Raw genomic sequence first — 24,470 nt, forward strand, 5'->3', positions numbered from 1 at the left:
CCCCGCCATCGGAAGAAAGGTAGCGTAAAATGGGGTTTGCGTGAACGGCATCGCCGTCAGCAACTGGTGCCGCTGGAGGTGTAGCGTGGTGTGGATGCGCCCGAACGCGTATCGCAGTCGCGACATATTAGAAGCGTGAAATAATTTGCCAAAACGCCCTTTTTGCCAGCCTGGCTCCAGCCCCGGCCCGCATATTCCCGCCCATTAACGTAAATTAACCAGTCTTAATAAATCGTTTACTGCGCGATTTCCCACTGGAACACAAGGAGTCCAGCATGGCCAAATCCGGTCTGATCAAAACCGTCTCCAACATCTCCGCAATCTCCGGGACAAACTACGGGGACATCATTACCGTCACATCGAGGGTCAATGGCGGCCAACTGGATCTGAAGAACGGCTATGACATTCTGCGGCTTGGCAACTTCAACAACAAGGTGACGATTTCCAACATTGAGTCTCTGGTCTCCCAAGGTGGCAACGACCAGGTCACGCTGGTGACCGCGATTACTTCTGGCAACATCCATCTGGGTGGCGGCAACGATATCCTGACGTTTTCCGAACGTGGCGGTACGACGACGATTTCAAACATCGAGACCGTGATTGGCGGCGAGTCCTCCGAAACGATTACCCTGTCGGGGCGAGCCAACAATGTCTTCATCGATCTCCGTGAAGGCAGTGACAGGCTTACGCTCGGCGCGTTCCAGAACAACCTGACCGTCGCCGGTATCGAGATCATCAATGGTGGCAAATCGTCGGATATCGTGACCGTCGCTGGCGAATATCGCGGCATCATCGACCTCAAGGAGGGAAAGGACAGTCTGATATTCGGCGACGAGGGCGCGAAGGCGACAGTTTCGAATGTCGAGACCATCACCTCGGGAAGCGGCGAGGACACTGTCATATTGCACACCGCCGCCAGTAAGGCGGTGATCGATCTCGGAGCCGGAGACGACCGGCTGGATCTTGGAGCCGGCATCAACAGCGTCGCAGTTTCCAACGTAGAGACAATTTACGGAGCGTCCCAAAGCGACACGGTCACGCTGAAGACAGGGATCGACGGCGGGTTCGTCAACCTCAGAGCCGGACTGGACTCGTTGACGCTTGCAAATTTCGACAACAGCCTCTCCGTCGATAGCATCGAGACGATCGTTGGCAACTCGAAGAATGACATTGTGGTTTTCAATGCGCTGGCTACCGGCGTGTCGATCGATCTCAAGGATGGCATCGACACGATCTACTTCTCCGATTTCGGTGGCACGATCACCGTCAGCAATGTCGAGTCGATCTTCGGGGGGGCGAAATCGGACGTCGTTACATTCCTGACAGCTTACTCGGGCGGGATCATCAATCTTGGCGAGGGCGGCGACAAGCTCGCGCTCGGCAAGTTCGACAACACGTTGACTGTCGCGAATATCGAGACGGTCGTTGGCAATATCTCCAGCGATATCATCACACTTGACACGACGATCAGCGGCGGCACGATCAGCCTCGGCGCCGGCAACGATATGCTGACGCTCGCTGACGGCGATAACTCGCTGACTGTCGAGGCCACAGAAACCGTCAATGGCGGCAGCGGCGACGACTATGTCGCGCTGAAGATCCTGGCGGCAAAGTCCACGGTCGATCTTGGGGACGGCAACGACACATTGGCCCTGCAAGGCTCTGGCGCGAGCACTGTGACAGTTGTGAATGTCGAGTCGATTTTGGGCAGTTCGGGCGCCGACACGATCTATCTCAGCGCTCCCAGTAACGGGACTTACATCGACCTCAAGGCAGGCAACGACACGCTCTACCTTGCAAACGGCGGTAACTCCATCTCGGTCGCCGGTGTCGAGACCATTATTGGTGCGGGTGGCGACGATTTCGTCTCGTTCGAAAGGGCGGCGGTCTCTGCGGTGATCGACCTGAAGGGTGGCAATGATACACTCCAGCTCTCCAGTAATGGCGGGACGATCACCGTCAGGAATGTCGAAACCGTTCTTGGTGACACAGGTGTCGATGTCGTGTCGATCGGCAATACGGCTGAAGGGGTCTATATCGATCTGGGCGACGGCAATGACACACTCAAGCTCGACAACTATGCCAATTTCGTCTCGGTGCAGAATGTCGAATCCATCATCGGCGGCACCGGCGCGGACCATATCACGCTGATCGGTGCCTATGAGAGCGGCTTTGTCGATCTAGGCCGCGGCACGGACACACTGATCCTCAGCGATGAGGGTGCAACGTTGACGGTCTTGGGCGTGGATATCGTCAACGGCGGCGAAGCAGACGATGAACTCACGCTCTCGGGCGCATATGCCACGGGTTATTTCGATCTTGGCGGTGGAAATGACACGATCAAACTTGGAGATACCGGGTTCACATTCACCGTCGCCAACGTCGAGACGGTTGTCGGCGGGCTCAGCAATGACGTCGTGACGATTGCGAACGGCGAGGGCGGTACCTTCAATCTTGGCGAAGGTATGGACAAGCTCACGCTTGCCAGTAGCGGCAGCACGGTAACCGTATCCGGCATCGAAACTGTCATCGGCAGGGACGGCAATGATACCGTCACCGTGACCGACGCGATGACGGGCGGGTCGATCAATTTGGGCGGGGGCTTCGATACACTTTACATCGAGGCCGAGGGGTCAACATTGACAATCGAGGCGATCGAATCTGTGATCGGTAGCAATGGCAGCGATCTCATCACGGTTACAAAAGGCTATACCGGCGGCCTTATTGACCTCGGATATGGCTACGACAGCATCACCTTCAGCAACAACGGCAGCACGGTAACGCTTGCGAACGTCGAAAGCGTAGTGGGTGGTTCGCTCAGTGACCTCGTGACGATCGAAGGACCCTTCGAGGGAGGCTATTTCAATCTCAGCGGCGGCAATGACATGCTCGATTTTTCGGCGGTCGCCACCACGGTGACCATCGTCAAGGTCGAGACGGTGATCGGTTCGGCAGGCGACGATTACGTCACCATCGAACAGTCGTTGGCCGGCGCGACGATCAACCTCGGCGATGGGCATGACACGGTAGATTGGTCAGCATCCACAGCAGGCGTGACGGCGGCTTTATCGGACGTCGAGATGATCCTCGGTGGTTCGAACAACGATTCAATCGTTATCGGGACAGCATTCGTCGACGGCTATATTGATCTCGGAGAGGGCTATGACAAGCTCACGCTGGCGAACTTCGTCAACACCGTAACCGTTGCCGGCGCCGAAACGATTATCGGCGGCACCCAGCATGATCATATACTGCTCGCAGGTGCGGAAAAATATGTCGGCCTGATTTCGCTGGGGGGAGGCAACGATATGCTTCAGCTCAGCGACTATGGCAGCTCGATCACCATCAAGGACGTCGAGACCGTCATTGGCGGTGCGGGATCAGACTGGCTCAAGGTCGACAGCCAGGCCTCTGGACTGATCTTCGATCTGGGCGAAGGCGACGACCGCGTCGGGCTCGGAAACTTCACAAACCTGGTCACGGTGAGCAACACCGAAACGGTGGTCGGTGGCACCGGGTCGGATACCGTGGTGGTGCTGACTCCGATGAGCGAAGGCCTGATCAACCTCGGTACTGGACTGGACAAGGTGACTTTCATGGAAAGTGCAGTGGTCACGGTACAAGGTGTCGAGACGGTGATCGGCTCGTCGTCGGAAGACGACATCACCTATCTCGGCAGCATCTCCAACGCTTTCATCGATCTCCTCGGCGGCGAGGATCATTTGCGCCTTTCCTCTGCCTCGACGGTCTCTGTGGCAAATGTCGAGAACGTTCATGGAAGTGCATTTGCCGATACGATTTACCTGACAGGCAATCGCAGCGCCTATGTTGAACTCAATGCTGGGTCGAATCGTCTCTATATGGGTGAGGCCGCCGATCGTGTTATTGCCGGAACGGGTTCAGACGCATTCATATTCACCAAGACCAACCAGTCGACAGCCAGCGCCACCGATGTCATTACGGGATTTGCCATAGACAAGGATGTGCTGGAGTTTCATGGCCTTCTGAATGGGCAGTTCCAGTGGCTAGGAACAACGGCGGCCTTCAGCGGTCAAGGCAATTCCCAAGCCTATTATTCGAGGTCTGGCTCCACCCATACGCTCTACATCGACACGGACGGAAACGGCCAGGCCGATATGGTGCTCAAACTCGACGGCATGGGATTGACGACGCTGTCGGCCAACGATTTCGACTGGATGTGATCGTCGGTGCTATAGCTGCGGCGCCAACTGGCGGTGCCGCTCCTTCTCGCGGAACTGCCGTGGCGTTTCACCGGCCTCGCGTGAAAAATAGCGAGTGAAATAGGCGGGATCGGCAAATCCGAGGGTATAGGCGATCTCCTGCGCCGTCATGCTGGTGAAGACAAGATCGCGTTTGGCCTGCGAAACGATCTTGTCGCTCAGCAATTCGTTCATCGTGCGCCCTGTCTGGGCCTTGGTGATCCTGTTGAGGTGGGTGACCGATACGCTCAGTTCGCGAGCATAGAATTCGACCGGCAGATGCTCGCGAAAATGCTTGCCAATGAGGGTATTGAGTCGGCCAATGCGGGCGAGATCGCGGCTGGCTGAAGCGTCTTCGCCCATGTCGGCTATTTCGAAGCCTGCCGCCAACGTCAGTGCTATCTGTAGATAGACCTCGATCAGCCCATCGCGCGCACCAAAACCCGTCGCCAACTCGCCCTGAATACGATCGAGCGTGTCAATGAGGTATCGCGCGTCGGCATCCTGTTGGTCCAGGTCCAGCAGCCTTGATCTGGCGATGAAGGCGCGCAGGCGCACGGTACGTTGCGCATAGATCGGAAGCCGGCTGGTCAAGGTCGTGATAATCTGACCATCGATGTCGCGCGAAAACCTGAAGCCGTGGGTAACCTTCTCCGGTATGAAAGCGATCGATCCCGCATTTAGCCTATGGATATTGCTGTCGATGCAGGCGTCGCCAGTTCCACTGCGAATCTGCAGGATCTGAAAAAAATTCTCATGCCGATGCTGCTTGATCTCCCAGTTGAATCGGCTGCTGCGTTCGGAAATAGATTCAGTGTGAATCCAGAAATCCGGCACGGCTTCGCTCGCCTCACCGTAAAGGCCGTAGGTCGGGACGTTGGTCTTCATGCCTCCTCCTGGCAACCGAAACGCTAGACGCTCCTCAACGCCTGTGTTCGGAAAATGCAATTCTCTGGCCGAAAACTGCATTCTGCGAGTGTGACCGGCGAATTATCATTTGGCAAGGGTTGAGGAGCTCGGGAATTGCGATTTCCAGTACAAGTGGAGGAAAAGTCATGCGAACTCAGGTAGCGATCATCGGGTCCGGACCTTCAGGCCTTCTGCTCGGGGCGCTTTTGACAGACGCAGGCATAGACAACGTCATTCTCGAACGAGTCGATCGGGCCTACATTCTCAAACGTATCCGTGCCGGCGTGCTGGAGACCGGCACTGCGGAATTGCTCGACCAAGCTGGGGCCGGCGCGCGCATGCATGCGGAAGGACTGGTCCACGATGGCATCAGCTTGGCTTTCGATGGCAGATTGCATCGCATAGACCTCAAGGTACTGAGCGGCAAGCATGTCATCGTCTATGGTCAGACCGAGCTCACCCGCGATCTCATGGACCATCGCGAGGAACGGGGCGGCAAGACGATCTACGATGCACAAAACGTCACCCCGCATGATTTTGGCACTGTCGGTGCCTTCGTGACCTATGAGAAGGACGGCATCACCCATCGCATCGATTGCGATTTCATTGCCGGATGCGACGGCTTCCACGGCGCTTCGCGCAAGGCGGTCGAAGACATGGGGCTCTCACACTTCGAGAAAGTCTACCCGTTCGGTTGGCTCGGCGTGCTTGCCGACGTGGCGCCTGTCCATCACGAATTGATCTACGCCAACCACGCCAGAGGCTTTGCGCTCTGCTCGCAGAGATCAGCGACGCGAAGCCGTTATTACGTGCAGGTTCCACTGGAGGACACCGTCGAGCAATGGTCCGACGATACATTTTGGGACGAGTTGCGGCGGCGTTTGCCGCGAGAAACTGCCGAAGCGCTGAAAACCGCGCCCTCGATCGAGAAATCGATCGCACCATTGCGTTCCTATGTCGCCGAACCCCTGCGCTTCGGCAAGCTTTTTCTGGTCGGCGATGCCGGTCATATCGTGCCTCCAACAGGTGCCAAAGGTCTAAATCTTGCTGCCTCCGATGTGCATTACCTGTTCGAGGGGCTGTGGGACCATTACCTCGAAAAGTCGATGGCGGGCATTGACGCCTACTCGGCGCGCGCCTTGTCCCGCATCTGGAAAGCCGAGCGTTTTTCCTGGTCGATGACGTCCCTGCTGCATCGGTTCCCGGCCCATGGAGAGTTTGATCGGAAAGTGCAGGAAGCCGAACTCGACTATCTCTCGCATTCGCTCGCGGCGCAAACCTCGGTTGCGGAAAATTATGTGGGGCTTGCCTATTGAGGCTACTCCCTATGGCTGCAGTCTGGGTGCGCCTCTCGTCATTTTAAAATTGACTACAATTATCAAGTTTAATCTTTACTATGATAGTCAACTTATATATCTGTCATTCCAAGGGGCCGCGCCAGTGGCCCGGTTCGCAACCGGAATTGGGATGATGGCCAAAAAATCGCACAAGAACAGGCAGAGTAACGTTCGGTCGGAAAATGTCGATCCGGCAGAGAAGGGCAGCGAGGGCCTGCGAGGTCGCGCGATCCTCTATGTGGGCGGCCGCGACTGCCAGGTTGCCCATCTTCGCCAGATTGCCGAGAACTTCGGTGCGGAGCTAATTCACCACGACGGCGGGTTGCGTGAAGCGGTATCGCGCATCGATACGGTACTTCCGTCCGTTGAGTGCGTCTTCTGCCCGATCGACTGTATCAGCCATGATGCATGCCTGCGGGTGAAGACCGGCTGCAAGAAAACCGGCACCTCTTTCGTGCCGTTGCGTAACGGGTCGAAATCCAGTTTCGAGCGGGCGATGAACGAACTCCATGAAAAGGCCCTCCGGCAATGAGCAATGCGCCCGACAATTTCATGATGATCGGACTGCACAAGCTTGCAGCCGAACGCGGCGGCGGCTTGATCCCTGAACTGCTCGCGCTTTACCAGGACCGGCAGCAAGAGCCGATGTCCCAGCGCAATGCACCGGCTTCAGATCCGTCGACAAAGTGCGCAGGCAATGACAATGTAATCGCTTTCCGCCCCTATTTATTGGCAAAACGGAGACGCTGAGGGAGATTAAGGATGTTCATCGCGATGAACCGGTTCAAGGTCGCAACAGGCTATGAACTCGAATTCGAGGATGTCTGGAAAAACAGGGATTCGGCCCTTGATGGGGTTCCCGGGTTTGTCGAGTTCAAATTGCTGCGTGGCAAGACCATGCCGGAGGAGGGATACACGTTGTTTTCCTCGCATGCGATCTGGTCGTCAGAGGCAGATTTTATTGCCTGGACCAAATCTGAAAACTCCGACAGGCCCACAAGAGCGCGTCCGACAAACGGCATCTCTACAAGGGGCCGCCGGTTTTCGAGGGATTCAATGTGGTGGAGGGCGCCTGATGCGCACGCACCCCCTCAGCGATGACGACCGCGTCGAGGTTCTGCCGATGCTCCCCTCGCTCTCGATCGCGGAGAGCCGGGATTTCTACCGCGATTTCCTTGGCTTTGACGAAATCGTCTACGAGGACAGGGACTATCTCATCCTGCGGCGCGACTTTCTCGATAGCCCGTTGGAAGTGCACTTCTGGCTGACGGACGAACGTCATTTGTGCGAGAATTCCGGTATCTATATCAGGGGCGGAGGCATCGACGCGCTGCACGCCGAATTCACCAAACGCGAGACTCCCAAGCTGACGCCGATGACAGTCCGCCCGTGGAACATGGAAGAGTTCTATGTCTGGGATCCGCACGGCAACATTTTGAAATTTGGGCGAATTCCGGGGAAATAGATCCTTGCTATCTAGCCTCTTTATCGGGCGTTTTTCTACGCCTGCTTCCGGAAAAGCGCGCCGGCCGCGACCGCTACCCAGCCCAATATCATCATCGTGCCGCCAGTGGGTGCCGACATCGGGAAGAGCCCATAACCGTATTTGTTGCGGAACAGCAGGTCTCCCGCAAACAGGATGCAGCCGAAGCTGATCAGCACGCTTGCGATGACGGCGGTCCGGATTTTCTCGTAGCCGAACGAGAGAGCGAGCAGGGCAGGTGCCTGCGCTATGCAGGCCGCTGCCGCAGCGCCGATCAGCCGCGGATCCTCGCCATGTGCGGCCATGGCGGAGAAGGCTACGCCGAGCGCGCCAATGATACCGGCGAAAAAGAGCGTCAGTCGCGGGAAAAATCCAGGGTTCATCCGGTAATGCCCTCGTCCTTGTTCTGCATGTGGTGGGCGAGCTTTTCGATCGGCGCCCAGATGATCTCGCGAAGCTTTGGGTGTTCGATCGTCTCGCCCATCGCCTGCCTGAAGCAGAGGATCCAGCCGTCGCGTTCCTCGGCCCCGATGGGCGCGACGAAATGCCGGGAGCGAAGGCGTGGATGGCCATATTTCTCGACATAAACAGGTGGGCCGCCGAGATATCCGGTCAGGTACTCATAGAGCTTCTGTTCGGCATTGGCGAGGCTCGGCGGATGTACTGCGCGGCAGGCACTTGCTTCTGGCAACGTGTCCATCAGCTCGTAGAACCGGCGGACGAGCTTGCGGATCGTAGCATCGCCGCCGATCGCCTCGTAAAGTGTGATTGTTTCTTCGCTCATGCCCCCCATATGGCGCGTGACGTTCAGCCGGTCAATGTGGCAAAGCGTGCCTGTCTATCCGTGCAGGCCGACAAATGCCGCGCGCAACGGCGCTGAACGGAAAATCCCGATGCTCCGCGTCCGAACAAAGTTCGCTACGATGGAAACCAGCGCTCGGCGGGCGTGTTTTCAAAGCGCTTTCGTATCCTGAACGATGGTCTTTGATGCAAGCAAGTTGAGATGGAAGGAAAATGTGGGCTTGCCAGAAGCAGGCAGAGCTACTATTTTACCCGGCATTGAAAGCGCTTTCAAATTGTGAGATCCGTAGTCAGGAGCAAGCGATGGCCATCCGTACAGTCGTCTGGGGTGAGAATATTCATGAACGTATCAACAAGGCCGTTGCAGAGCTCTATCCCGACGGCATGCATCAGACGATTGCGAATGCACTGAACGCCGATGGTGCGATTGCCGCCACCACAGCGACGATGCAGGAACCCGAACACGGGCTGAGCCAAGAGCGGCTGGACAATACCGACGTCCTCGTCTGGTGGGGGCACCGCGACCATGGCGGTGTCGATGACGTGATTGTCGAACGCGTCGCCAAGCGGGTGTACGAGGGCATGGGGCTGATCGTGCTGCATTCCGGCCATTTCTCCAAGATCTTCAAGCGGCTGATGGGTACCCCCTGCGCGCTGAAATGGCGTGAAGCGGGCGAGCGTGAACGCGTCTGGGTCGTCAATCCGGGACATCCGATTGCTGCTGGACTCGGGGAACATTTCGTCATCGAGAACGAGGAAATGTATGGCGAGCACTTTTCAGTGCCGGAGCCGCTGGAAACCGTGTTCATTTCCTGGTTCCAGGGCGGAGAGGTGTTCCGGTCCGGCATGACGTGGCGTCGTGGCGCCGGCAATGTGTTCTACTTCCGTCCTGGTCACGAGACCTATCCGACTTTCCATCAGCCGGAAGTGCAGACGGTCCTGCAAAACGCGGTCAAATGGGCACACAACCCGATACCCCCGATCAAGGCGGTGCTCGAGGCGCCGAACGTGCCGGTCGAGGTGGCGCTGGAGCCGATCGTCGAACGTGGCGCCAAGCTGCACGAAGCAGGCGAAGACGGATATAAGTGAGAGGAAATTGCCGATGCGTCTCCTGATTCTCGGAACCGGCGGCATGGCCAACACCCATGCCGAGAATTTCGCCAAGATCGATGGCGTCGAAATGGTCGGCGCGGTCGATGTCGATCCAGCTCGCGTTTCGGCCTTTGCGGAAAAACACAAGATCGCCAACACCTTCGGTTCGCTTGATGAGGCGATCGCCTGGGGCAAGTTCGAAGCGGTGGCCAATGTGACGCCGGATCGCGCCCATCACCCTACCACGATGCAACTCGTCAAGGCCGGCAAGCATCAGTTCTGCGAAAAGCCGCTGGCGGAAAACCATGCGCTCGCCAGTGAAATGGCCGATGCGGCGGAAGCTGCCGGATTGATCAACATGGTCAACCTGACCTATCGTAATGTCGCACCGCTACAGAAGGCGCGGGACATGGTGCTGGCGGGCGAAATCGGCTCGGTCAAGCATGTAGAGGCATCCTACCTGCAGAGCTGGCTAATTTCGAAGCAATGGGGAGACTGGCGGACAGAAAGCCAGTGGCTGTGGCGTCTATCAACAGCCCATGGTTCCAATGGCGTGCTCGGCGATATCGGCATCCATATTCTCGATTTCGCCTCTTATGGAGCGGGCCTCGAGATCGACCACATATTCGGCCGCCTCAAGACCTTCGACAAAGCCGAAGGCGGCAAGATCGGCGACTATTCGCTCGATGCCAATGACAGCTTCACCATGTCTGTCGATTTTTCCAACGGCGCGCTCGGCGTCATCCACGCCACGCGCTGGGCGGCGGGCCATTTCAACGACCTGAAGCTGAGGATCTATGGAGACAAAGGCGGCATCGAGGTGCTGCATACGCTCAAGGGCTCATGGCTCAAGGCCTGCACTGGCGCGCATGCCGAACTGGCGGAATGGCAGGAAATCGATGCAGGCAAGGTGCCGACCAACTACGAGCGTTTCGCCGCGGCGGTGAAAACGGGCCGGAATGGTGAACCCGATTTCCGTCATGCGGCCAATCTGCAGAAGGCGCTGGACCTCGCTTTCGTCACCGAGAAGCAACGGCGCGAGGCCGCGCTCTGACACAAGTGCCGGCACTCTCCTGCCACGAGACGCGAGAGTGCCGACATTTACCCATCAACATAAAATGTGTCGCCCGCGGCCCGGGCGACTTGAATGTGTGCTGGTCCTGGGCTATGAGACCTCACCGGCAGGCGGAACTGATCCGCCCGAAGCACCCGTAGCTCAGCTGGATAGAGTGTTGGATTCCGATTCCAAAGGTCACAGGTTCGAATCCTGTCGGGTGCGCCATTTATTTCTCTGCCAAACATTTGATATTGCACTATTTTTCTGCGTTTTCTACGCAGATTAAGTTGATTTTGCTACGGTTCTTGCTACGGTATTTGCAATTGGCGGCACTTGATTGCATCGCGGTTGGTCCGCTATCTTCCTTGCATGGCAATCGTTTTACGCAACAAGAAATTTCACCTGCGCCGCGAAGTTCCGGTTCGCTTTTCTTCAATCGAAGATCGCAAAATCATCTGGCTCAGTCTCCATACTGGCGATGAGGAAGATGCGAAGCTGAAAGCGACGGTCGCGTGGCGGCAACTGCTTGACGGATGGCAGGCGCGCCTGGACGGCGACATGGAAGATGCGGAACTCCGCTTTGCCGCCGCCAGACAGATCGCCGTGCGCCGCGGGTTTTCCTACCTGCCAGCAGTGGACGTCGCCCAACTCCCACTTGCCGAGCGTTTGCAACGGGTCTCGAAAATCCCCCTTCGCCGCGACAGCCCCGATCGCATTGAAGCGGTGGCCCTGCTCGGAGCCGTAAAAGAGCCCGGCGTGACGATTGAGAAGGCCCTCGAGGTTTTCTGGGAACATGAAGCCGACAAGGAAATCGGCAAGAGCGCCGACCAGATTCGGCGCTGGCGGAACCCAAAGATCAAAGCCATAAAGAACTTGGTTGCCCAGATTGGCAACAAGGAGCTCGCGTCGATCGCAAGGGCCGATATGCTGAAGTTCCGCGACTGGTGGCGGGACGAGATGCGATCAGAGGGTCTGGTGGCAAACTCGGCAAACAAAGATCTGATTCACATGGCCCATGTCATTCGGACGGCAAACGAGCGCTTGTCGCTCGGACTTGATGATCAATTGCGGAAGGCTCAGTGCCATGCCGACCTTAATCCAACCCTCACGGTCGATATTTACGAAGTAGTTTGAGAAGAGGGTTGGCTGATAGTTAAGCTGCAGAAGGCGGGGCACCGCCCTCCGCCCATCCTCCCAGATGTGCCAGTATTTCGGCGACTTGCCAGTGTGTTAGCCATATGCCATGTCCGTCTGGCATTTGGAGTATAAAATGACGAAGGTTACCGTTACCGGAAATTCCGGTTTTGACATGCGCGACATCGACTTTAGCACCATGTTTTACGGGTATCGTTTCGTCCAGACTGGAAGTGTGTTTCGGATCACCTACTCCAATGGATGGGCCGACGAGTTTCGCGGGTCCGGGTTTCGGTATGCCAATGACGGCACGCCAACTGACGGAACCGTCAAGAGCTATGCGATTTTCAGCCATAGTAGCAGGCTTGCCGTGGTCGATGGGCTCAACGTTTCGGTCACAAAGATCGTCGATGCAGCAGAAACATTCTCGACTGCCGACGATTTTCGCCTGATCAAAAACGCGATGTCAGGCAAGGATCTCCTCGTTGGCGGACAGGGCGACGATGTTGCCTTTAGTTATGGCGGCAACGATCGGCTGTTGGGAAAGGGCGGAAATGACATTCTCAAGGGCGGTGACGGTAATGACACGCTGACTGGCGGTGCAGGCCGCGATATCGTGAGCGGCGAAAAAGGCGCGGATACATTTGTGTTCACGCGCACCAGTGAAAGCAATACCTTCAACCGCGACAAGATTACCGACTTTTCTCAGCAGCAGAATGATACGATCGATCTCTCGGCGATCGACGCAAACGAGTCTGCTCGCGGAAATCAAGCGTTCAAGTTCATCGGTGCCAGCGAGTTTCATGGCAAGGCCGGCGAACTGCGGTTCGAAAAGCAGGGCGGCCTTACGATCGTCCAGGGCGACACGGATGAGGCCGCGCGCGAGGCTTTTATCGCGGCGAGCCTAGCAGCTTCAATTAACATAAGGGGCGCGGATACCTTGAGATCTCCTTAGTGCACTGCCTGTGGCAAGCGTTCTCCCAGGAGCCTGAAATTGGTCTCGGTGCTCAGCGTTTCGGTGAGCGATTAGTCTTTTGATCCTTCACCAACATTGCAACTGCGGTAATTATTTCGCCTTCACCCCATCCGGCGGCCTTTCCCGCTTCAAACAAGTGCGATTTGATTTCGTCTGTCGTAAGTTGGGGAACCGCTCCATGCGCCGTCAGTTTTTGAAACTCGGGCGCTACTGCATCGCGACAATCCACGATGCGTCGCCTGTATTGGCCGGATTTCTTGGGTGGGCAGATTTCCATACGGTGGAAATGCGGCAGCGTTAAATTAGTTGCGGCTACTTCTGCTGGCTACGAATTTACGCACTAAGATTAGGCGTCTTGCGCTAGGTGCCGTTTCGGATCCTTGTCAATTTTAAGTGAGCGGACAACGGAGCAGACAGGGCTTAACATCGTCGGGGTTTTGGCGCCACGGCTAACGTCAGTAGGCGCAACCGAGCAACCATCCTGTGAATGGAGGCTATTGTGAAACACCAGACATTTGAACAATTGCAGTCCATTGGCGCGACTGGAGATTTTCTTCGTTCCTCCTTGCCGCGTACCGATCGGCTGGCGCGTTGGGCGGAACTTCTGGAACAAGTCTCGCATCATCAGCTCTCGACACTGCGTGAAACAGAGTACGAACCAAAAGCGTGGCGCGCTGCAATGCGCGCTGACGGCACCCCAATTTCGGTAGCGTTCAAAGATCCGGTCCTTCGAGCCGCCGGCTTGCATGGCGATACTTATGATGATGCGACACGATTCTTCGAAATCAACGATGAGCAACTGCATCGGATTGTGTGCTTTTGCCATTTCGGCAACACCGTAAGTGGCGCCGATGCAGCGCGCCGCGTTCGCGAGATCTTAAGCGGGCGAACCAGCCTCTTTGCGCGGTTGCGCGCGCTTTTCACGGGTTGATAGCTAATCTTGCGCCTGCGCATTGACGTCAGGAGGAGCCGGCCCGCTGGTCGGCTCGCCGTTTTGAAAATGAAGAGCCCGGCAGGCCTTCAGTCCGCAGTGGTCCGCTTTTCCTTTTGACTGATGCCGTCAGTCCGTTCCCGGCTGCCAGGGTGTAAGTTATTGCCTTGAATGGTCGAGTGGGACGACGTGCTTGGAATGCTCGCCGGCCTAGGTAATCGATCCAGACCCATTTCTGCCGTGTTCCGGATATCCGGGGTGTTGGGAGAAAGGAACAGAACGTTTGCATCGCAGTTTAACCGGCATGGTTCAGTTAGTTTCCGAAATGGATAAGATGTACTCAAGGAGTAGCGCATTGTTGGGCGGCTCCGAGCTTGTTTATTGGTCTTCACTTGAGGGTGGCGTGAGCCGCAGGCTCGGTAAACGGGGTTTTCTCTATTACGCCGCCGACGGCCGCCGCATCACGGATCCAGCCGAACTTAAGCGTTTTGCGGCCTTGGCCGTTCCGCCAGCCTACTCGGATGTCGTGATTTCGTCGAACCCGAACTCGCATTTACAGGCGGTCGGGGTCGATGCTCGTGGCAGGAAGCAGTATCGGTACCATCCCGATTGGTCATCAGAGCGCGGACGAGCGAAATTCGAGAAGCTCGTGCAGTTCGCGGAGAGACTTCCTGAGATACGGGAGCGGGTAGACAACGATCTGAGGTCCAGAATGCCGACTTATGAAAAGGCGATAGCGACCGTCGTGCATCTTCTCGACAACCTATATATCCGCGTGGGCAATTCCACGTATGCAGCCGCCAATGGGTCGTTCGGTCTGACGACGCTGCGAAACAGGCATTTGAAGATCGAAGGTTCAGTGATGCATTTCCGCTTCAAGGGGAAATCCGGCAAAGAGTGGCGGGTGTCACATACTGACCGGAGGCTGGCAGGCGCGATCAAGCGAATCCAAGAGCTGCCTGGTCAGAACCTCTTCCAGTATCTGGATGAGGATGGCGCTCATCATCAGATCAAGTCGCAGGATGTCAACGAGTATATCCGGACTGCGTCCGGTAGAGACTTCACTTCTCGACAGTTCCGCACTTGGGGCGCGACATGCATGGCGGCCTTCTCGCTTGCGGAGATCGAAGCCGCGACGAGCAAACGGGATCGTGCGCGGCAAATCAATGCCGTAGTAGACGCCGTGGCGGCGAAGCTCGTCAATACCCGGTCTGTGTGTCGGTCTTCCTACATTCATCCCAAAGTCTTTGAGGAATTCGAAGCGGGACGGCTCCCGGCGTTGATTCGGATGGGAAAAACAAGAAGCACCCGCCTGCTCGATTGGATGAACGAGGATGAAATTTGCGTGCTGCGTTGGCTGGAGGTGGTTGCGAATTGAGGTCAGATGAACTGCCGTTGGGGTCGGTTATACCCATCGATGATCACTGCCATTGTCGCTGATTGTGCTCGTCGCTGGTGCTAAGACAGTCTCGGCATTCTGAGGCTGGCCCTTTCTCGCATAGCAAATATTGAGCGATCGGCTTTGTCAGCCTTCACGTCATCGACTCCCTCCTGCAATCCGGCTCCTAGGCGTGAATGATCGCCTCGGCTTCGGCTTCGCTCAGTTCATATTTGTTCCCAGCTTTCCGCCAAATCCTCAGCATGCGTCGATAGCTTGATAGTGTACTTATGCTGTGCGAATTCCTGTTGGGAGCCGATTCCGGGTAGAGCCTGCATCGATCAATGAGGTATTGGGCGAACGCAAAATGCGGATCGTTGTTGGCATCGAAGCCCTCGAACTTGGATGCCTTCTCATTGGATGGCGTCCATCCATTTTGCTTTGCGCTTCCCAGCGCGCGAAACATCTCCAGGACGTCGTAGACCTCCTTTTGCATTTCAGCGGAGGCCTCCTCATCACTGAACATATGAAACAATTCGGAATACCGGGAGGTGTCCCCCGAGGCCAAAATCTCTTGTTGTGCTTGCAATTCGGCTACGTTGCCCGGATTATGTGTCTTGAGAAGTTCCAGCTGGTTCCACAAAATCAGGCGTGTCGGGCGGTCCATTGTCTCGCTCCTTGCAATCGTGTCGAATTCAGTCTCAGCACGAAAAGAATCTGCCGGGAAAAGCAAGAGCGGCTGGGAAGCCGCCCTCACTCGACGTTTGGGTCGCTTTGCTACTGGATAGGCTTATAATCCGGCTGGGCTTTCAGCGCATCTTTGTTGGCATCGATGTAGACCCGGAAATCATCGCCTTCCTTGTTTCGCACAATAGTGAGCTCATCGGGGGTCACCGCAATTTCATGCTCGCCAATGCCGAGGAAGCCGCCGATATCGAGCACCACCAACTGCACCTGCCCATTGTCGGCCATGACCAGACGATTGATTTCGCCAACGTCCTCGTCCTTAGCGCCATATACGCGTGCGCCGGTTAGCTTGTCGGCAGTCACTTCCGTCATTTGGGCTGTCTGATAACCCTCACGCATCACGTCTGGCCGAATAAGCTTCGTGCGGTTTTCATCGATTGTGGCCTGCACCCCGCTATCGGGGATAGTGGCGGCCGTGGTGTTGGGATCAGTTGGCAAGACATAGGCGGGGGCATTATCGAGTGCATCCTTGGTCGCGTTCACGACGAGGAAGTAGCTTTCCGGTGAGTCGCCATCTTTGATGAACTTCACATCGCGTATAGACACCGCTACGTCTTTTTCGCCCATGCCAAGGAAGCCGCCGACTCCGATGACCGCTGCCCGAATGGACTGGTCACTTCCCAACACGACATCGTTAATCTCGCCGATATTTGCCCAGTTTTTGTCGGGGTCGTTGAGGGGCATGTTCAGATCAACCGGAGTTTCGGCCGCGTATACGGTTTGCCCAATCAACTGAGATGCGCGTATATCGGTCGCGCTATACTGGTAAGTGGTGAGGGGGGCGACTGAGGCGCCGTAAGCTGCACCACCTGCCAGCAGGATGGAAATGGCTGTCGTCGCGATCAGTTTTTTCATTGTCTCAATCCTTCCATACAATCTTATGCTCCGGCCTCTGGGCCGGTGAAGGATAAGCGCATCAATCCGCGATTTGTTCCCGACGTCCGTTGTCAAAGTCGCTTGGTTGCGGTCGGCTTCCTTGTCGCGGGTGGGCTCAAGGTGCCGTAAAAGGTGGCTGGCGGGTGGCGGAAATGACGGCGGGGGAACGAGGAGCCGCCGCGGAACCGATGGGGATCGGAGCCCTCGAGTTCGCTGGATGAACCTTCTTACAGTTAAGCGATTTCGAGTTGCGGCTACGGTCAGCAGAAGCCTGACGTTGCAGGCATGCATCAAACCTAGTAAAGCCCGGTCCGGGTTTCTCACAAATGTCGTTTGGGATCTATGTCGTCGGCGACAAGAACACGATCAATATTGGCGCAAAGTCGAGCATTACCGCCGGGGCAGGCGTCTATGCGGCTGAGGCGAATGGCGTCAAGGTGAGCAATCGCGGTGACATTGCGAGCACGAATGTCGGAATAGCCGTCGGGGAAAGAGGCACGGTCGTCAACTCTGGCGAGATCATGAGCTTCGCCGGTGTGGGTGCTGGTGCCGACAGCACTGTCACGAACATGGCTGGCGGTCGCATCATCGGTGGCGCGGGTGGAGCTGTCTCATTTGCTGGAGTTGGCAGCAACCGGCTTGTCAATGATGGTTTCATCGCCGCGGCTGGCGGTTTAATCGCGATTAGGGATGACGTCGGCCGTTCAACAATCATCAATACCGGCACGATCGAAGGCGCGGTGTTGCTGGGGGCAGGCAACGATTTCTTCGACACGAGCAAGGGTGTTTTCAGAGGGATCGCGGCTGGCGGCACGGGTGACGACACCTATGTGACGTCCGGCAAGTTGACCGTCATCGAAGCGGATGCCGAAGGCACTGACACTGTCCGGTCCTCCGCTTCTTTCACGCTCGCCGCCAATGTCGAGGCACTCATTCTGAACGGCGAGGCCAACATCAACGGCACCGGCAGCGCGGACAACAACGTCATCACCGGCAATGCTGGTAACAATGTCCTCAAGGGGATGAAGGGAGATGACCATCTCCGTGGCGGCAATGGCACCGACACCTTGGTCGGAGGCGCCGGCGCGGATATCTTGAGCGGTCAGGGTGGCACCGACACCTTCGTGTTCACCAAAGTCAGCGACAGCTCAGCGGTGGTCAGTGACATGATCTCCGACTTCTCGCACCAGCAGCATGACACGATCGACCTTGCTGCGATCGATGCCAATGAGCTCGTCAGCGGCAACCAGGCTTTCAAATTCATCGGCGGCGCCGAGTTTCATGGTAAACTTGGTGAGTTGCGCTTTGAAAAGCAGGTCGGAGTTACGATCGTCCAGGGCGACACGGATGGCGACGGCGATGCCGATTTGGTGATTGCGCTGCAGGGCAATCACCAGCTGACCAAGTTCGATTTCGAACTCTGATCCCAGTAATCAGCCCGGCGGCCTTACGGATGCCGGGCGCTTTTTGCGTGTCCTATGTCTTCCTGCATGTTCTAAGACAGGTTAGATCTAGAATCGATCTGCAGCTGAAATTTCAAGGGAATTGCATGGCCGGCAAAAATCTATTTAAAATCATTGCACTCGGCGTTTTCGTCTCGGCAGGTGGTGCCGCACACTCTTTGACGATCAAGGGAGTATGCACGGTTACTGCATCCGCGCATGGTAGTAAGAAGTTCGCTACACTCAAGTGTGCTAGAGCAACTACTCCGGGAAACTACGAAATCAGGTCGACCGTTTGGGAAAAGGATGACCGGAAGGCCTACAAGAGTATTGCCCGCTTTGCAGGGCGGAAGTTTTCCTGCGATTTGGTTCGAGGGGGGACGACAAGAGATGGGGATACCGAATCCACCCACTTCAGCCTAGAGAAGTGTCAGTGAACCACGACGGAGCGCTTCCGGGCGCTCTGTACGCGTTTCAGTCCTTCACTACTTGCTTTCTAGCCCGCCACGCCGGCGGCGAAACGGTGATCGTGCTGTCGCGCAAGCCGCAGCTGCTGCAGCGAAACTTCCCCTTCCGCGCCGGATCGATGGAACTGTGGTCGCGGCTACGAGACGGACGCCCGATGGGCGCCCGCCGTGACGTCGTAGTTCGCCTGGGCGTCAGTCGTGCCCTGTCTTCATCTGTCGAACTCGCTGCATGACCTGTTCAAGATTGTAACTTGCTGGGTCTTGCATCGGCGGGAACTTGATGTAGGTCTCAAGATGTCTCAGCCATAACTGCTGGCCGATTGGGAGCATGTTCCAGTCATAGACATAGGCGGTCGACGGAGAGGCGATCGCGCCTCCCATACCGAAAAGTGTCTTGATTTGCTGACCGACTGAAGTCTCGAACGGATCACGCTTGATGTTGACGACCTGTGTCCAAGAGTAGGGTTGCACGCCAGCTATGAACCCGGCCGGATCATCGGACACCATGGCGAAGTACATTTTCCAGTTCTTATAGCGGACCGCAGACGGCTCCTTGCCGGAATAGTAAAGGAATGAGTCCCGTGCCGACTTGTCGGACTTTCCTTCCAGGTATGCGCGCTGGTTTACGCCGTCGAGCGTAGTTTTTGCGAGGCCGGGATACTCGCCCTTCTCGAGCGTTTCCTTCAGTTCATTGCCCTTGGGACCACCGGCGATGTCGACTAATGTGGGCAACCAATCGAGCGCAGCGAACATGTCGTTCTTCACTGTTCCCGGTTCAATGTGGCCAGGCCAGCGTGCCACGAGTGGGGCTCGCATTCCGCCTTCCCAGGTACTCAGTTTTCCGCCCTTGAATGGCGTGGTGCCGCCGTCAGGAAAGGTGATCGTCTCTGCGCCGTTGTCGGTAGTGAAGACAACGATGGTATTGTCGAGTTCACCCATCTCCTCGAGCTTCTTCAACACGTAGCCAATGTTGTCGTCCATCTGTTTCATGCCGGCTTCGTTGACGCCCCAATCCTTGCCGCCTGGTTCCCCCACCATGTTCAGGTACTTGTCCGACAACACTGTGGTGATGTGCATGCGTGCCGGGTTGTACCAAACGAAGAAGGGTTTCTTGGTTTTCTCGGGGTCGTTCCTGTCGAGGAAATCTATGACCTTGGCCGAGATTTCTTCATCAACCGTTTTGGAGCGTTCTAGCGTCAAAGCTCCTTCGTCCTTGCATGTCTGATTTTCCGGCGTGCCGTCGGAGGATATACAAGCGAGCATCGGTCGCGGAGGCGTCAGGCAAGTAGTGGTAGCCGGGTCTACTGCTGCTGGATCTTCTTTAAGCCCTGGTATCGGCGTGTTCCTGCAAGGCGGCGCCAAGGTCTGTTCGGTCGGCGTCTTGTTGAGGTCAGGGAAACTCACGCCCTGCATGGCATCGAGGTGATAGAGATAGCCCCAGAACTCCTGAAAGCCATGTGCGGTTGGCAAAGACTCCGTGTGGTCGCCGAGATGGTTCTTGCCGAACTCTCCAGTGTTATAACCGAGATCGTGCAGGAAGCGAGCAAGGGTGGGTGTGCCTTTCCGAAGGTATGATGGGCTGCCGGGAATTTCCGGGAGGACCATCCCCACTCGCACGGGCTGCATGCCAGTTAGGAAGGCGGTGCGACCAGCCGTGCAGCTTTGCTCGGCGTAATAGGTCATAAATTTCGCACCTTCTTTGCCTATGCGATCGATGTTGGGCGTTTCGCCCACCATCAGGCCCTGATGATAGATGCTGGGCTGCATCCAGCCAATATCATCGCCCATGATGAACAGGATGTTGGGTTTTTGTGTTTCCTGAGCGGCGGCCGGGCTAGCTCCGGCCAAGAGCGCTGCCGCAAACGTTGCCAATACGGCGCTGCAATTGCCAAATTTGTGCTTCATCTGCCTTCTCCCTCAATGTAGCCGAGAAAAACTGGACGCGGGACATGGGCGATCCGCCCAACCAGGAGTTCGCTTTGGTTTGGATGTGGTTGAAGCTATTATGCGAGGCGCGTGGTGAGACTAGTGCGTCGCCTTGTATGTTTTGATGGGTTGATGTCTACGCCTTGCGCTTAATATTAGAACTATCTCACGAATATGTTTTCGCTTCAAGATTGAAAGCCGACCCGACCTCGCGGAAAGAAACTTGGCCTTCCAAAGACAGCGCGCCGTGGGACGAGGCCAAGGCGCTGCAGCGGCCGTTATTGATATGTTGGTCCGATTTGCCCAGTGACCTGCCTGCATAATATTTGTTTCTGCTAATTTGCGGCTGCCTTCGTTCTGCCACGCGCTCCTGCTTTCTGGCTTCGTCGGTGACCGACGAGGTTACCGCTTGAGCGTAGACTGGAATTGATGCCTGGAGTTTCTGGTATGGACGGCAGTTCGACTTCGGCGGTGCCTGCTATTGTCAGCGTAATCGAAACCGCATTGACGCCCGTCTTTCTTCTGGCGGGCACAGCAGCAGTTCTCAACGTGGTTTCAATGAGACTGGCCAGGGTATCGGATAGAGCCAACGACATCGCAGACCTTGTGATTCACGGAAGAGATGCGAATGAGGCGCGGAGGGAACAGCTTTCATATCTTCGACGCCGTACGCTGGCGCTTGAAGCATCCGTGATTTTGGCGATCCTGTCTGCCGTATTCACCTGCCTATCGACGATGGGCCTGCTGTTTGGCGCGATCCGAGAAGAATATCGAGATGCAGTGCTGTTCTGGTTTTTCGGTGCCGCATTGGTCGCGCTGACTTTGTCATTCTTCGCCTTCATGTACGAAATGGTCGGTGCGGCCTGCAGCATGATGCGTCAGATCAAAAGCGACAAGCTACAGCGCAGGAATGTTTATCAAAGCGACATTGGATGAAGTCTTGCCAACCTTATTGGAGCAGATAGCGGGCGCGATTTCCGCTTCTTGCGCATGCTGCCGAGTCGGCTTGTCCGCAATGGGCCCGAAGCAGACAACACGCTCGCCCCCTCAACAGTCATGAAGAGGAGGCGAAAAATTGCGGGATCAGGCCTCCTTGTGCTTGACCTTGATCACATTGATCGTGCCCTTGAAGGCGTTGTCCCAAGGATCATAGTCATCACAGACAGGCGAATAGGCATCCATGCCGACATCGGCGGTTTCCCCCGCCAGCGAGTAGACCGCACCTTGGGTTTTATCGATCCGTCCTTCGCCGACTTGCTTGCCGTTGATGAACAGTCGCCCAGTTCCTCCCTTATGAAGTCCATCGCCGTCATAGGAGAAGTCATGCACAAGTGTGACCTTGCCCTCTGGTAGCTCCTCGGTGCCCTCGATGTAGTAGTATTCGCGAGCCAGCCAATTATAAGCAAACTTCGGTTTGCCCTCTTTGATGTAGAGGCTCCATCCACCAAACAAACCGCCTTGCGACAGTATCACACCATCTGCCCCACCCTTTGGCACTTCGATGTCTGCAGTAATGACAAAGGATCGGCTGAGCGTGTCAATGAACACATTTTCCGCCATGCCCGTCATTCCAGCATAAAGCGTCATTTCGGTGCGTCCTGCCATAATGTCTGGCCTACCTGCGTTGGTCGCATTCAGTCGCTCGAAGGAGCGGTCATCCATTGGATAAACGCCGAACTTGATTGCTTCTTCGTGAAAGAGGTCCTGAAGCTCCTTCAGCTTCTCCGGATTCTTGTCGGCCAGATTGACCGCCTGTCCGAAGTCTTCGGCGACGTGGTAGAGTTCCCACGTGTCCTTGGCGTAGTCGTCCACGCGCGGATGATCTTCCCATGGTGCTCGATGCATGACGCAGGCGAGCCAGCCATCCTTGTACATCGAGCGGTTGCCACTGCATTCATTGTACTGGACGGTATGCCGATCCGCGGCAGTTGGCGCATCGAAGCTGTAAGAGATCGAGGTCCCAGCAATGGGTATCTGCTCGACACCGTTCACCCATTTGGGTTCCGGAATACCAGCGGCCTCAAGGATGGTTGGGCCGATGTCGATCAAGTGGGTGTACTGCTTGCGTATCTCGCCTTTCGACTGGAAGCCCTTTGGCCAACGGATAACCATGCCTTGGTTCTGCCCACCACCTTGGCAGGCGTTGATGCACCAAGTCGCGGGTGTTGAACCTGCCATTGCCCATGCCACTGAATAATTCGGGTAGGAATTGGGGCCGCCATATTCAGCCAGCCGCGTCAGAAGATAGGGGATGTCTTCGGGTGCTGAGTTAAGGTTGGACCATTCGTTGAATGTGCCATTAAGACCACCAATCGCTGTGCCGCCGTTGTCACCAGCAATATAGATCACGACGGTATTGTCGAGTTCGCCAAGGTCCTCAACAGCTTGGATCAGGCGCCCAATTTCCCTGTCGGTATGTTCGCAGTAACCGGCATAGACTTCCATCTGTCGAGCAAGGACCTTTTTAGCATCCGCAGAAAGCGTGTCCCACTTAGCAATCTCGGGCGGGTTTTCCGCGAGCTTTGTGCCGGGCGGCATCAAACCCATCTCGATCTGGCGCTCCAGGATTTCCTCGCGCAGCTTGTCCCATCCCTTATCGAACTGACCGTTGTATTTGTTGAGCCATTCCTTTGGGGGCGTATGCGGCGGGTGCGCACCAGCAGCGGCGTAGTACATGAAGAAGGGGCGGTCGGGTGTGAGCGCTCGCGTCGCGCGAACCCAGGCAATCGCCTTGTCGGTCATGTCTACGCTGAAATGGTAGTTCTCGGCGCGAGGCACACCCAATTCGGTGGTGCCATCGACCAGATACGGCCTAAACAGCGACTTCTCGCCGCCGATAAAGCCATAGAACTTTTCAAAACCCTGTCGTGCAGGCCACCGATCAAACGGCCCTGAGACGCTGGTTTCCCAAGGCGGCGTCTCATGACTCTTGCCGAACATAGAAGTGCAATATCCCCATTGGCGGAGGATTTCAGCAATCGGTGCGACGCTCTTCGGGCGCATACCAGTATCGCCGGGATAGGACGTTGCACCGTCCACGACAGCGGCCTGACTGTTCTGGTGCTGATTTCGGCCCGTCAACAAGGCTGTGCGGCTCGGGGAGCAAAGGCTGTTGACGTGGAAATTGGTGTATGTGAGCCCCTCTGCCGCCAGCTTATCGGGCGTTGGAAATTTAGTCGAGCCGCCGAACGTCGAAGGGTCGGAATATGAGACCTGATCGAGCAATACGAGCAACACGTTCGGCGCACCCTTGGGAGGACGGACCTTGAAATTCGCAGGCTGCGGAACCTTGCGCCAGTCAGGCTCGGTAATCGGTGCCTGCTTGGGAGGAAGGATCGGCAGTACCTCGCCGTATTGATAACCGCCTCCCGGAACCAGAGCTGGTTCCTGAACGATAATGGTGGTAGCGGCCTCGGCCGTCGAGAGCGGAAGTCCAGTGGTTGTGACGGCCGCCGCTGTGAGTGCCGTCCCAGCCAGCAATTCGCGGCGGCTAAGGCCAACTGTCGGGACACCGGTTTCATCTTCCGGAATGGTTGGGGTCTTGTCCTTGCTCATTGACTGCTCCTGTTCGATTGACGCATCTAAAGCCAACGTGACTGGCTGAAGTATCGATAGGTTGTGCATGTCTGGCAGCAGGCCGTTAGCGCCTGCAGTAGTTGGGAACGCACAGATGTGCCCCCCATTGTTAACGCGA

General features: G+C 56.4%; 21 protein-coding genes, 1 tRNA gene and 1 pseudogene. 16 read left to right on the forward strand and 7 right to left on the reverse strand.

Annotated elements, in window-relative coordinates:
• The first annotated feature begins 275 nt into the window (after nucleotides 1-275).
• Nucleotides 276-4,202, forward strand: coding sequence for a beta strand repeat-containing protein (locus JJB09_RS21215; RefSeq protein ID WP_201663088.1), 3,927 nt, complete (start codon nucleotides 276-278; stop codon nucleotides 4,200-4,202).
• 9 nt (nucleotides 4,203-4,211) lie between these two features.
• On the opposite strand, the gene JJB09_RS21220 is transcribed toward JJB09_RS21215, so the two are convergent.
• Nucleotides 4,212-5,108 carry a helix-turn-helix domain-containing protein gene (locus JJB09_RS21220; RefSeq protein WP_201663089.1) on the reverse strand — a complete coding sequence of 299 codons (897 nt, stop codon included), beginning with the start codon at nucleotides 5,106-5,108 and terminating at the stop codon, nucleotides 4,212-4,214.
• Between the two features lie 167 nt (nucleotides 5,109-5,275).
• Here JJB09_RS21220 and pobA point away from each other — a divergent pair, with 167 nt between their 5' ends.
• The 5 genes and pseudogenes from pobA to JJB09_RS21245 all read left to right on the forward strand — a co-directional run bounded on the left by pobA (nucleotide 5,276) and on the right by JJB09_RS21245 (nucleotide 7,931).
• A complete protein-coding gene (pobA, locus tag JJB09_RS21225; RefSeq protein WP_201663090.1) occupies nucleotides 5,276-6,445 on the forward strand; it encodes a 4-hydroxybenzoate 3-monooxygenase in 1,170 nt (389 codons plus the stop codon).
• Between the two features lie 154 nt (nucleotides 6,446-6,599).
• Entirely contained in the window at nucleotides 6,600-6,998 is a 399-nt protein-coding gene (locus JJB09_RS21230) for a DUF2325 domain-containing protein (RefSeq protein WP_201663091.1), read from the forward strand.
• Nucleotides 6,995-7,216 (forward strand): hypothetical protein, encoded by a 222-nt coding sequence (locus tag JJB09_RS21235; RefSeq protein WP_201663092.1) that lies wholly within the window; start codon nucleotides 6,995-6,997, stop codon nucleotides 7,214-7,216. Before JJB09_RS21230 ends, JJB09_RS21235 begins: the two co-directional genes overlap by 4 nt.
• Nucleotides 7,217-7,228: 12 nt before the next feature.
• Nucleotides 7,229-7,542 (forward strand): annotated as a pseudogene (gene hmuQ / locus JJB09_RS21240) (heme-degrading protein HmuQ).
• Nucleotides 7,542-7,931, forward strand: a complete 390-nt coding sequence (locus JJB09_RS21245) for a bleomycin resistance protein (RefSeq protein ID WP_201663093.1) — start codon at nucleotides 7,542-7,544, stop codon at nucleotides 7,929-7,931. The pseudogene hmuQ and the gene JJB09_RS21245 overlap by 1 nt, the downstream one beginning before the upstream one ends.
• Before the next feature lie 35 nt (nucleotides 7,932-7,966).
• On the opposite strand, the gene JJB09_RS21250 is transcribed toward JJB09_RS21245, so the two are convergent.
• Nucleotides 7,967-8,332 carry a DUF423 domain-containing protein gene (locus JJB09_RS21250; protein WP_201663094.1) on the reverse strand — a complete coding sequence of 122 codons (366 nt, stop codon included), beginning with the start codon at nucleotides 8,330-8,332 and terminating at the stop codon, nucleotides 7,967-7,969.
• Nucleotides 8,329-8,733, reverse strand: a complete 405-nt coding sequence (locus JJB09_RS21255; protein WP_201663095.1) for a group II truncated hemoglobin — start codon at nucleotides 8,731-8,733, stop codon at nucleotides 8,329-8,331. Before JJB09_RS21255 ends, JJB09_RS21250 begins: the two co-directional genes overlap by 4 nt.
• Before the next feature lie 320 nt (nucleotides 8,734-9,053).
• Here JJB09_RS21255 and JJB09_RS21260 point away from each other — a divergent pair, with 320 nt between their 5' ends.
• The 7 genes from JJB09_RS21260 (at nucleotide 9,054) to JJB09_RS21290 (ending at nucleotide 15,318) form a co-directional block, all read left to right on the forward strand.
• A complete protein-coding gene (locus JJB09_RS21260) occupies nucleotides 9,054-9,839 on the forward strand; it encodes a ThuA domain-containing protein (protein ID WP_201663096.1) in 786 nt (261 codons plus the stop codon).
• A 13-nt stretch (nucleotides 9,840-9,852) separates the two neighbouring features.
• Nucleotides 9,853-10,896, forward strand: coding sequence for a Gfo/Idh/MocA family protein (locus JJB09_RS21265; protein WP_201663097.1), 1,044 nt, complete (start codon nucleotides 9,853-9,855; stop codon nucleotides 10,894-10,896).
• A 151-nt stretch (nucleotides 10,897-11,047) separates the two neighbouring features.
• Nucleotides 11,048-11,124 (forward strand) — tRNA-Arg (locus JJB09_RS21270).
• A gap of 144 nt (nucleotides 11,125-11,268) precedes the next feature.
• Nucleotides 11,269-12,033, forward strand: coding sequence for a DUF6538 domain-containing protein (locus JJB09_RS21275; RefSeq protein WP_201663098.1), 765 nt, complete (start codon nucleotides 11,269-11,271; stop codon nucleotides 12,031-12,033).
• 175 nt (nucleotides 12,034-12,208) lie between these two features.
• Nucleotides 12,209-12,988: a calcium-binding protein gene (locus tag JJB09_RS21280; protein ID WP_201663099.1), complete on the forward strand. Its 780-nt coding sequence runs from the start codon at nucleotides 12,209-12,211 to the stop codon at nucleotides 12,986-12,988.
• A gap of 520 nt (nucleotides 12,989-13,508) precedes the next feature.
• Nucleotides 13,509-13,940, forward strand: coding sequence for a hypothetical protein (locus JJB09_RS21285; protein ID WP_201663100.1), 432 nt, complete (start codon nucleotides 13,509-13,511; stop codon nucleotides 13,938-13,940).
• A gap of 325 nt (nucleotides 13,941-14,265) precedes the next feature.
• A complete protein-coding gene (locus JJB09_RS21290; protein WP_246748876.1) occupies nucleotides 14,266-15,318 on the forward strand; it encodes a DNA topoisomerase IB in 1,053 nt (350 codons plus the stop codon).
• A 187-nt stretch (nucleotides 15,319-15,505) separates the two neighbouring features.
• Here JJB09_RS21290 and JJB09_RS21295 read toward each other — a convergent pair whose 3' ends face one another.
• Both JJB09_RS21295 and JJB09_RS21300 read right to left on the reverse strand, forming a co-directional pair.
• Entirely contained in the window at nucleotides 15,506-15,985 is a 480-nt protein-coding gene (locus JJB09_RS21295) for a YfbU family protein (RefSeq protein WP_201663102.1), read from the reverse strand.
• Between the two features lie 110 nt (nucleotides 15,986-16,095).
• Nucleotides 16,096-16,920, reverse strand: coding sequence for a PRC-barrel domain-containing protein (locus tag JJB09_RS21300; protein ID WP_201663103.1), 825 nt, complete (start codon nucleotides 16,918-16,920; stop codon nucleotides 16,096-16,098).
• 347 nt (nucleotides 16,921-17,267) lie between these two features.
• On the opposite strand from JJB09_RS21300, the gene JJB09_RS21305 reads away from it, so the two are divergent.
• Nucleotides 17,268-18,365 carry a calcium-binding protein gene (locus JJB09_RS21305; protein WP_201663104.1) on the forward strand — a complete coding sequence of 366 codons (1,098 nt, stop codon included), beginning with the start codon at nucleotides 17,268-17,270 and terminating at the stop codon, nucleotides 18,363-18,365.
• 451 nt (nucleotides 18,366-18,816) lie between these two features.
• Entirely contained in the window at nucleotides 18,817-19,083 is a 267-nt protein-coding gene (locus JJB09_RS21310) for a hypothetical protein (RefSeq protein WP_201663105.1), read from the forward strand.
• On the opposite strand, the gene JJB09_RS21315 is transcribed toward JJB09_RS21310, so the two are convergent.
• A complete protein-coding gene (locus JJB09_RS21315) occupies nucleotides 19,043-20,722 on the reverse strand; it encodes an arylsulfatase (protein WP_425523755.1) in 1,680 nt (559 codons plus the stop codon). The genes JJB09_RS21310 and JJB09_RS21315 overlap by 41 nt on opposite strands.
• Before the next feature lie 501 nt (nucleotides 20,723-21,223).
• Between JJB09_RS21315 and JJB09_RS21320 the strand changes: the two genes are divergently transcribed.
• Complete coding sequence (locus JJB09_RS21320) at nucleotides 21,224-21,712, forward strand: DUF2721 domain-containing protein (RefSeq protein WP_201663106.1); 489 nt, start codon at nucleotides 21,224-21,226, stop codon at nucleotides 21,710-21,712.
• Nucleotides 21,713-21,859: 147 nt separating this feature from the next.
• Here the strand turns inward: JJB09_RS21320 and JJB09_RS21325 are convergent, their stop codons facing one another.
• On the reverse strand, nucleotides 21,860-24,331 hold the full coding sequence (locus JJB09_RS21325; RefSeq protein ID WP_201663107.1) for an arylsulfatase: 2,472 nt from the start codon (nucleotides 24,329-24,331) through the stop codon (nucleotides 21,860-21,862).
• Between the last annotated feature and the right edge of the window lie 139 nt (nucleotides 24,332-24,470).

The organism is Phytoamicus setariae (assembly GCF_016722925.1).
Classification (GTDB): Bacteria; Pseudomonadota; Alphaproteobacteria; order Rhizobiales; family Rhizobiaceae; genus Rhizobium_E; species Rhizobium_E setariae.

Bases quoted from the DNA above. Each gene is read 5' to 3' on its own strand.
- JJB09_RS21215 (WP_201663088.1), top strand. From the start codon at position 276: ATGGCCAAATCCGGTCTGATCAAAACCGTCTCCAACATCTCCGCAATC.
- JJB09_RS21220 (WP_201663089.1), bottom strand. From the start codon at position 5,108: ATGAAGACCAACGTCCCGACCTACGGCCTTTACGGTGAGGCGAGCGAA.
- pobA (WP_201663090.1), top strand. From the start codon at position 5,276: ATGCGAACTCAGGTAGCGATCATCGGGTCCGGACCTTCAGGCCTTCTG.
- JJB09_RS21230 (WP_201663091.1), top strand. From the start codon at position 6,600: ATGGCCAAAAAATCGCACAAGAACAGGCAGAGTAACGTTCGGTCGGAA.
- JJB09_RS21235 (WP_201663092.1), top strand. From the start codon at position 6,995: ATGAGCAATGCGCCCGACAATTTCATGATGATCGGACTGCACAAGCTT.
- JJB09_RS21245 (WP_201663093.1), top strand. From the start codon at position 7,542: ATGCGCACGCACCCCCTCAGCGATGACGACCGCGTCGAGGTTCTGCCG.
- JJB09_RS21250 (WP_201663094.1), bottom strand. From the start codon at position 8,332: ATGAACCCTGGATTTTTCCCGCGACTGACGCTCTTTTTCGCCGGTATC.
- JJB09_RS21255 (WP_201663095.1), bottom strand. From the start codon at position 8,733: ATGAGCGAAGAAACAATCACACTTTACGAGGCGATCGGCGGCGATGCT.
- JJB09_RS21260 (WP_201663096.1), top strand. From the start codon at position 9,054: ATGGCCATCCGTACAGTCGTCTGGGGTGAGAATATTCATGAACGTATC.
- JJB09_RS21265 (WP_201663097.1), top strand. From the start codon at position 9,853: ATGCGTCTCCTGATTCTCGGAACCGGCGGCATGGCCAACACCCATGCC.
- JJB09_RS21275 (WP_201663098.1), top strand. From the start codon at position 11,269: ATGGCAATCGTTTTACGCAACAAGAAATTTCACCTGCGCCGCGAAGTT.
- JJB09_RS21280 (WP_201663099.1), top strand. From the start codon at position 12,209: ATGCGCGACATCGACTTTAGCACCATGTTTTACGGGTATCGTTTCGTC.
- JJB09_RS21290 (WP_246748876.1), top strand. From the start codon at position 14,266: ATGGATAAGATGTACTCAAGGAGTAGCGCATTGTTGGGCGGCTCCGAG.
- JJB09_RS21295 (WP_201663102.1), bottom strand. From the start codon at position 15,985: ATGGACCGCCCGACACGCCTGATTTTGTGGAACCAGCTGGAACTTCTC.
- JJB09_RS21300 (WP_201663103.1), bottom strand. From the start codon at position 16,920: ATGAAAAAACTGATCGCGACGACAGCCATTTCCATCCTGCTGGCAGGT.
- JJB09_RS21305 (WP_201663104.1), top strand. From the start codon at position 17,268: ATGTCGTTTGGGATCTATGTCGTCGGCGACAAGAACACGATCAATATT.
- JJB09_RS21320 (WP_201663106.1), top strand. From the start codon at position 21,224: ATGGACGGCAGTTCGACTTCGGCGGTGCCTGCTATTGTCAGCGTAATC.
- JJB09_RS21325 (WP_201663107.1), bottom strand. From the start codon at position 24,331: ATGAGCAAGGACAAGACCCCAACCATTCCGGAAGATGAAACCGGTGTC.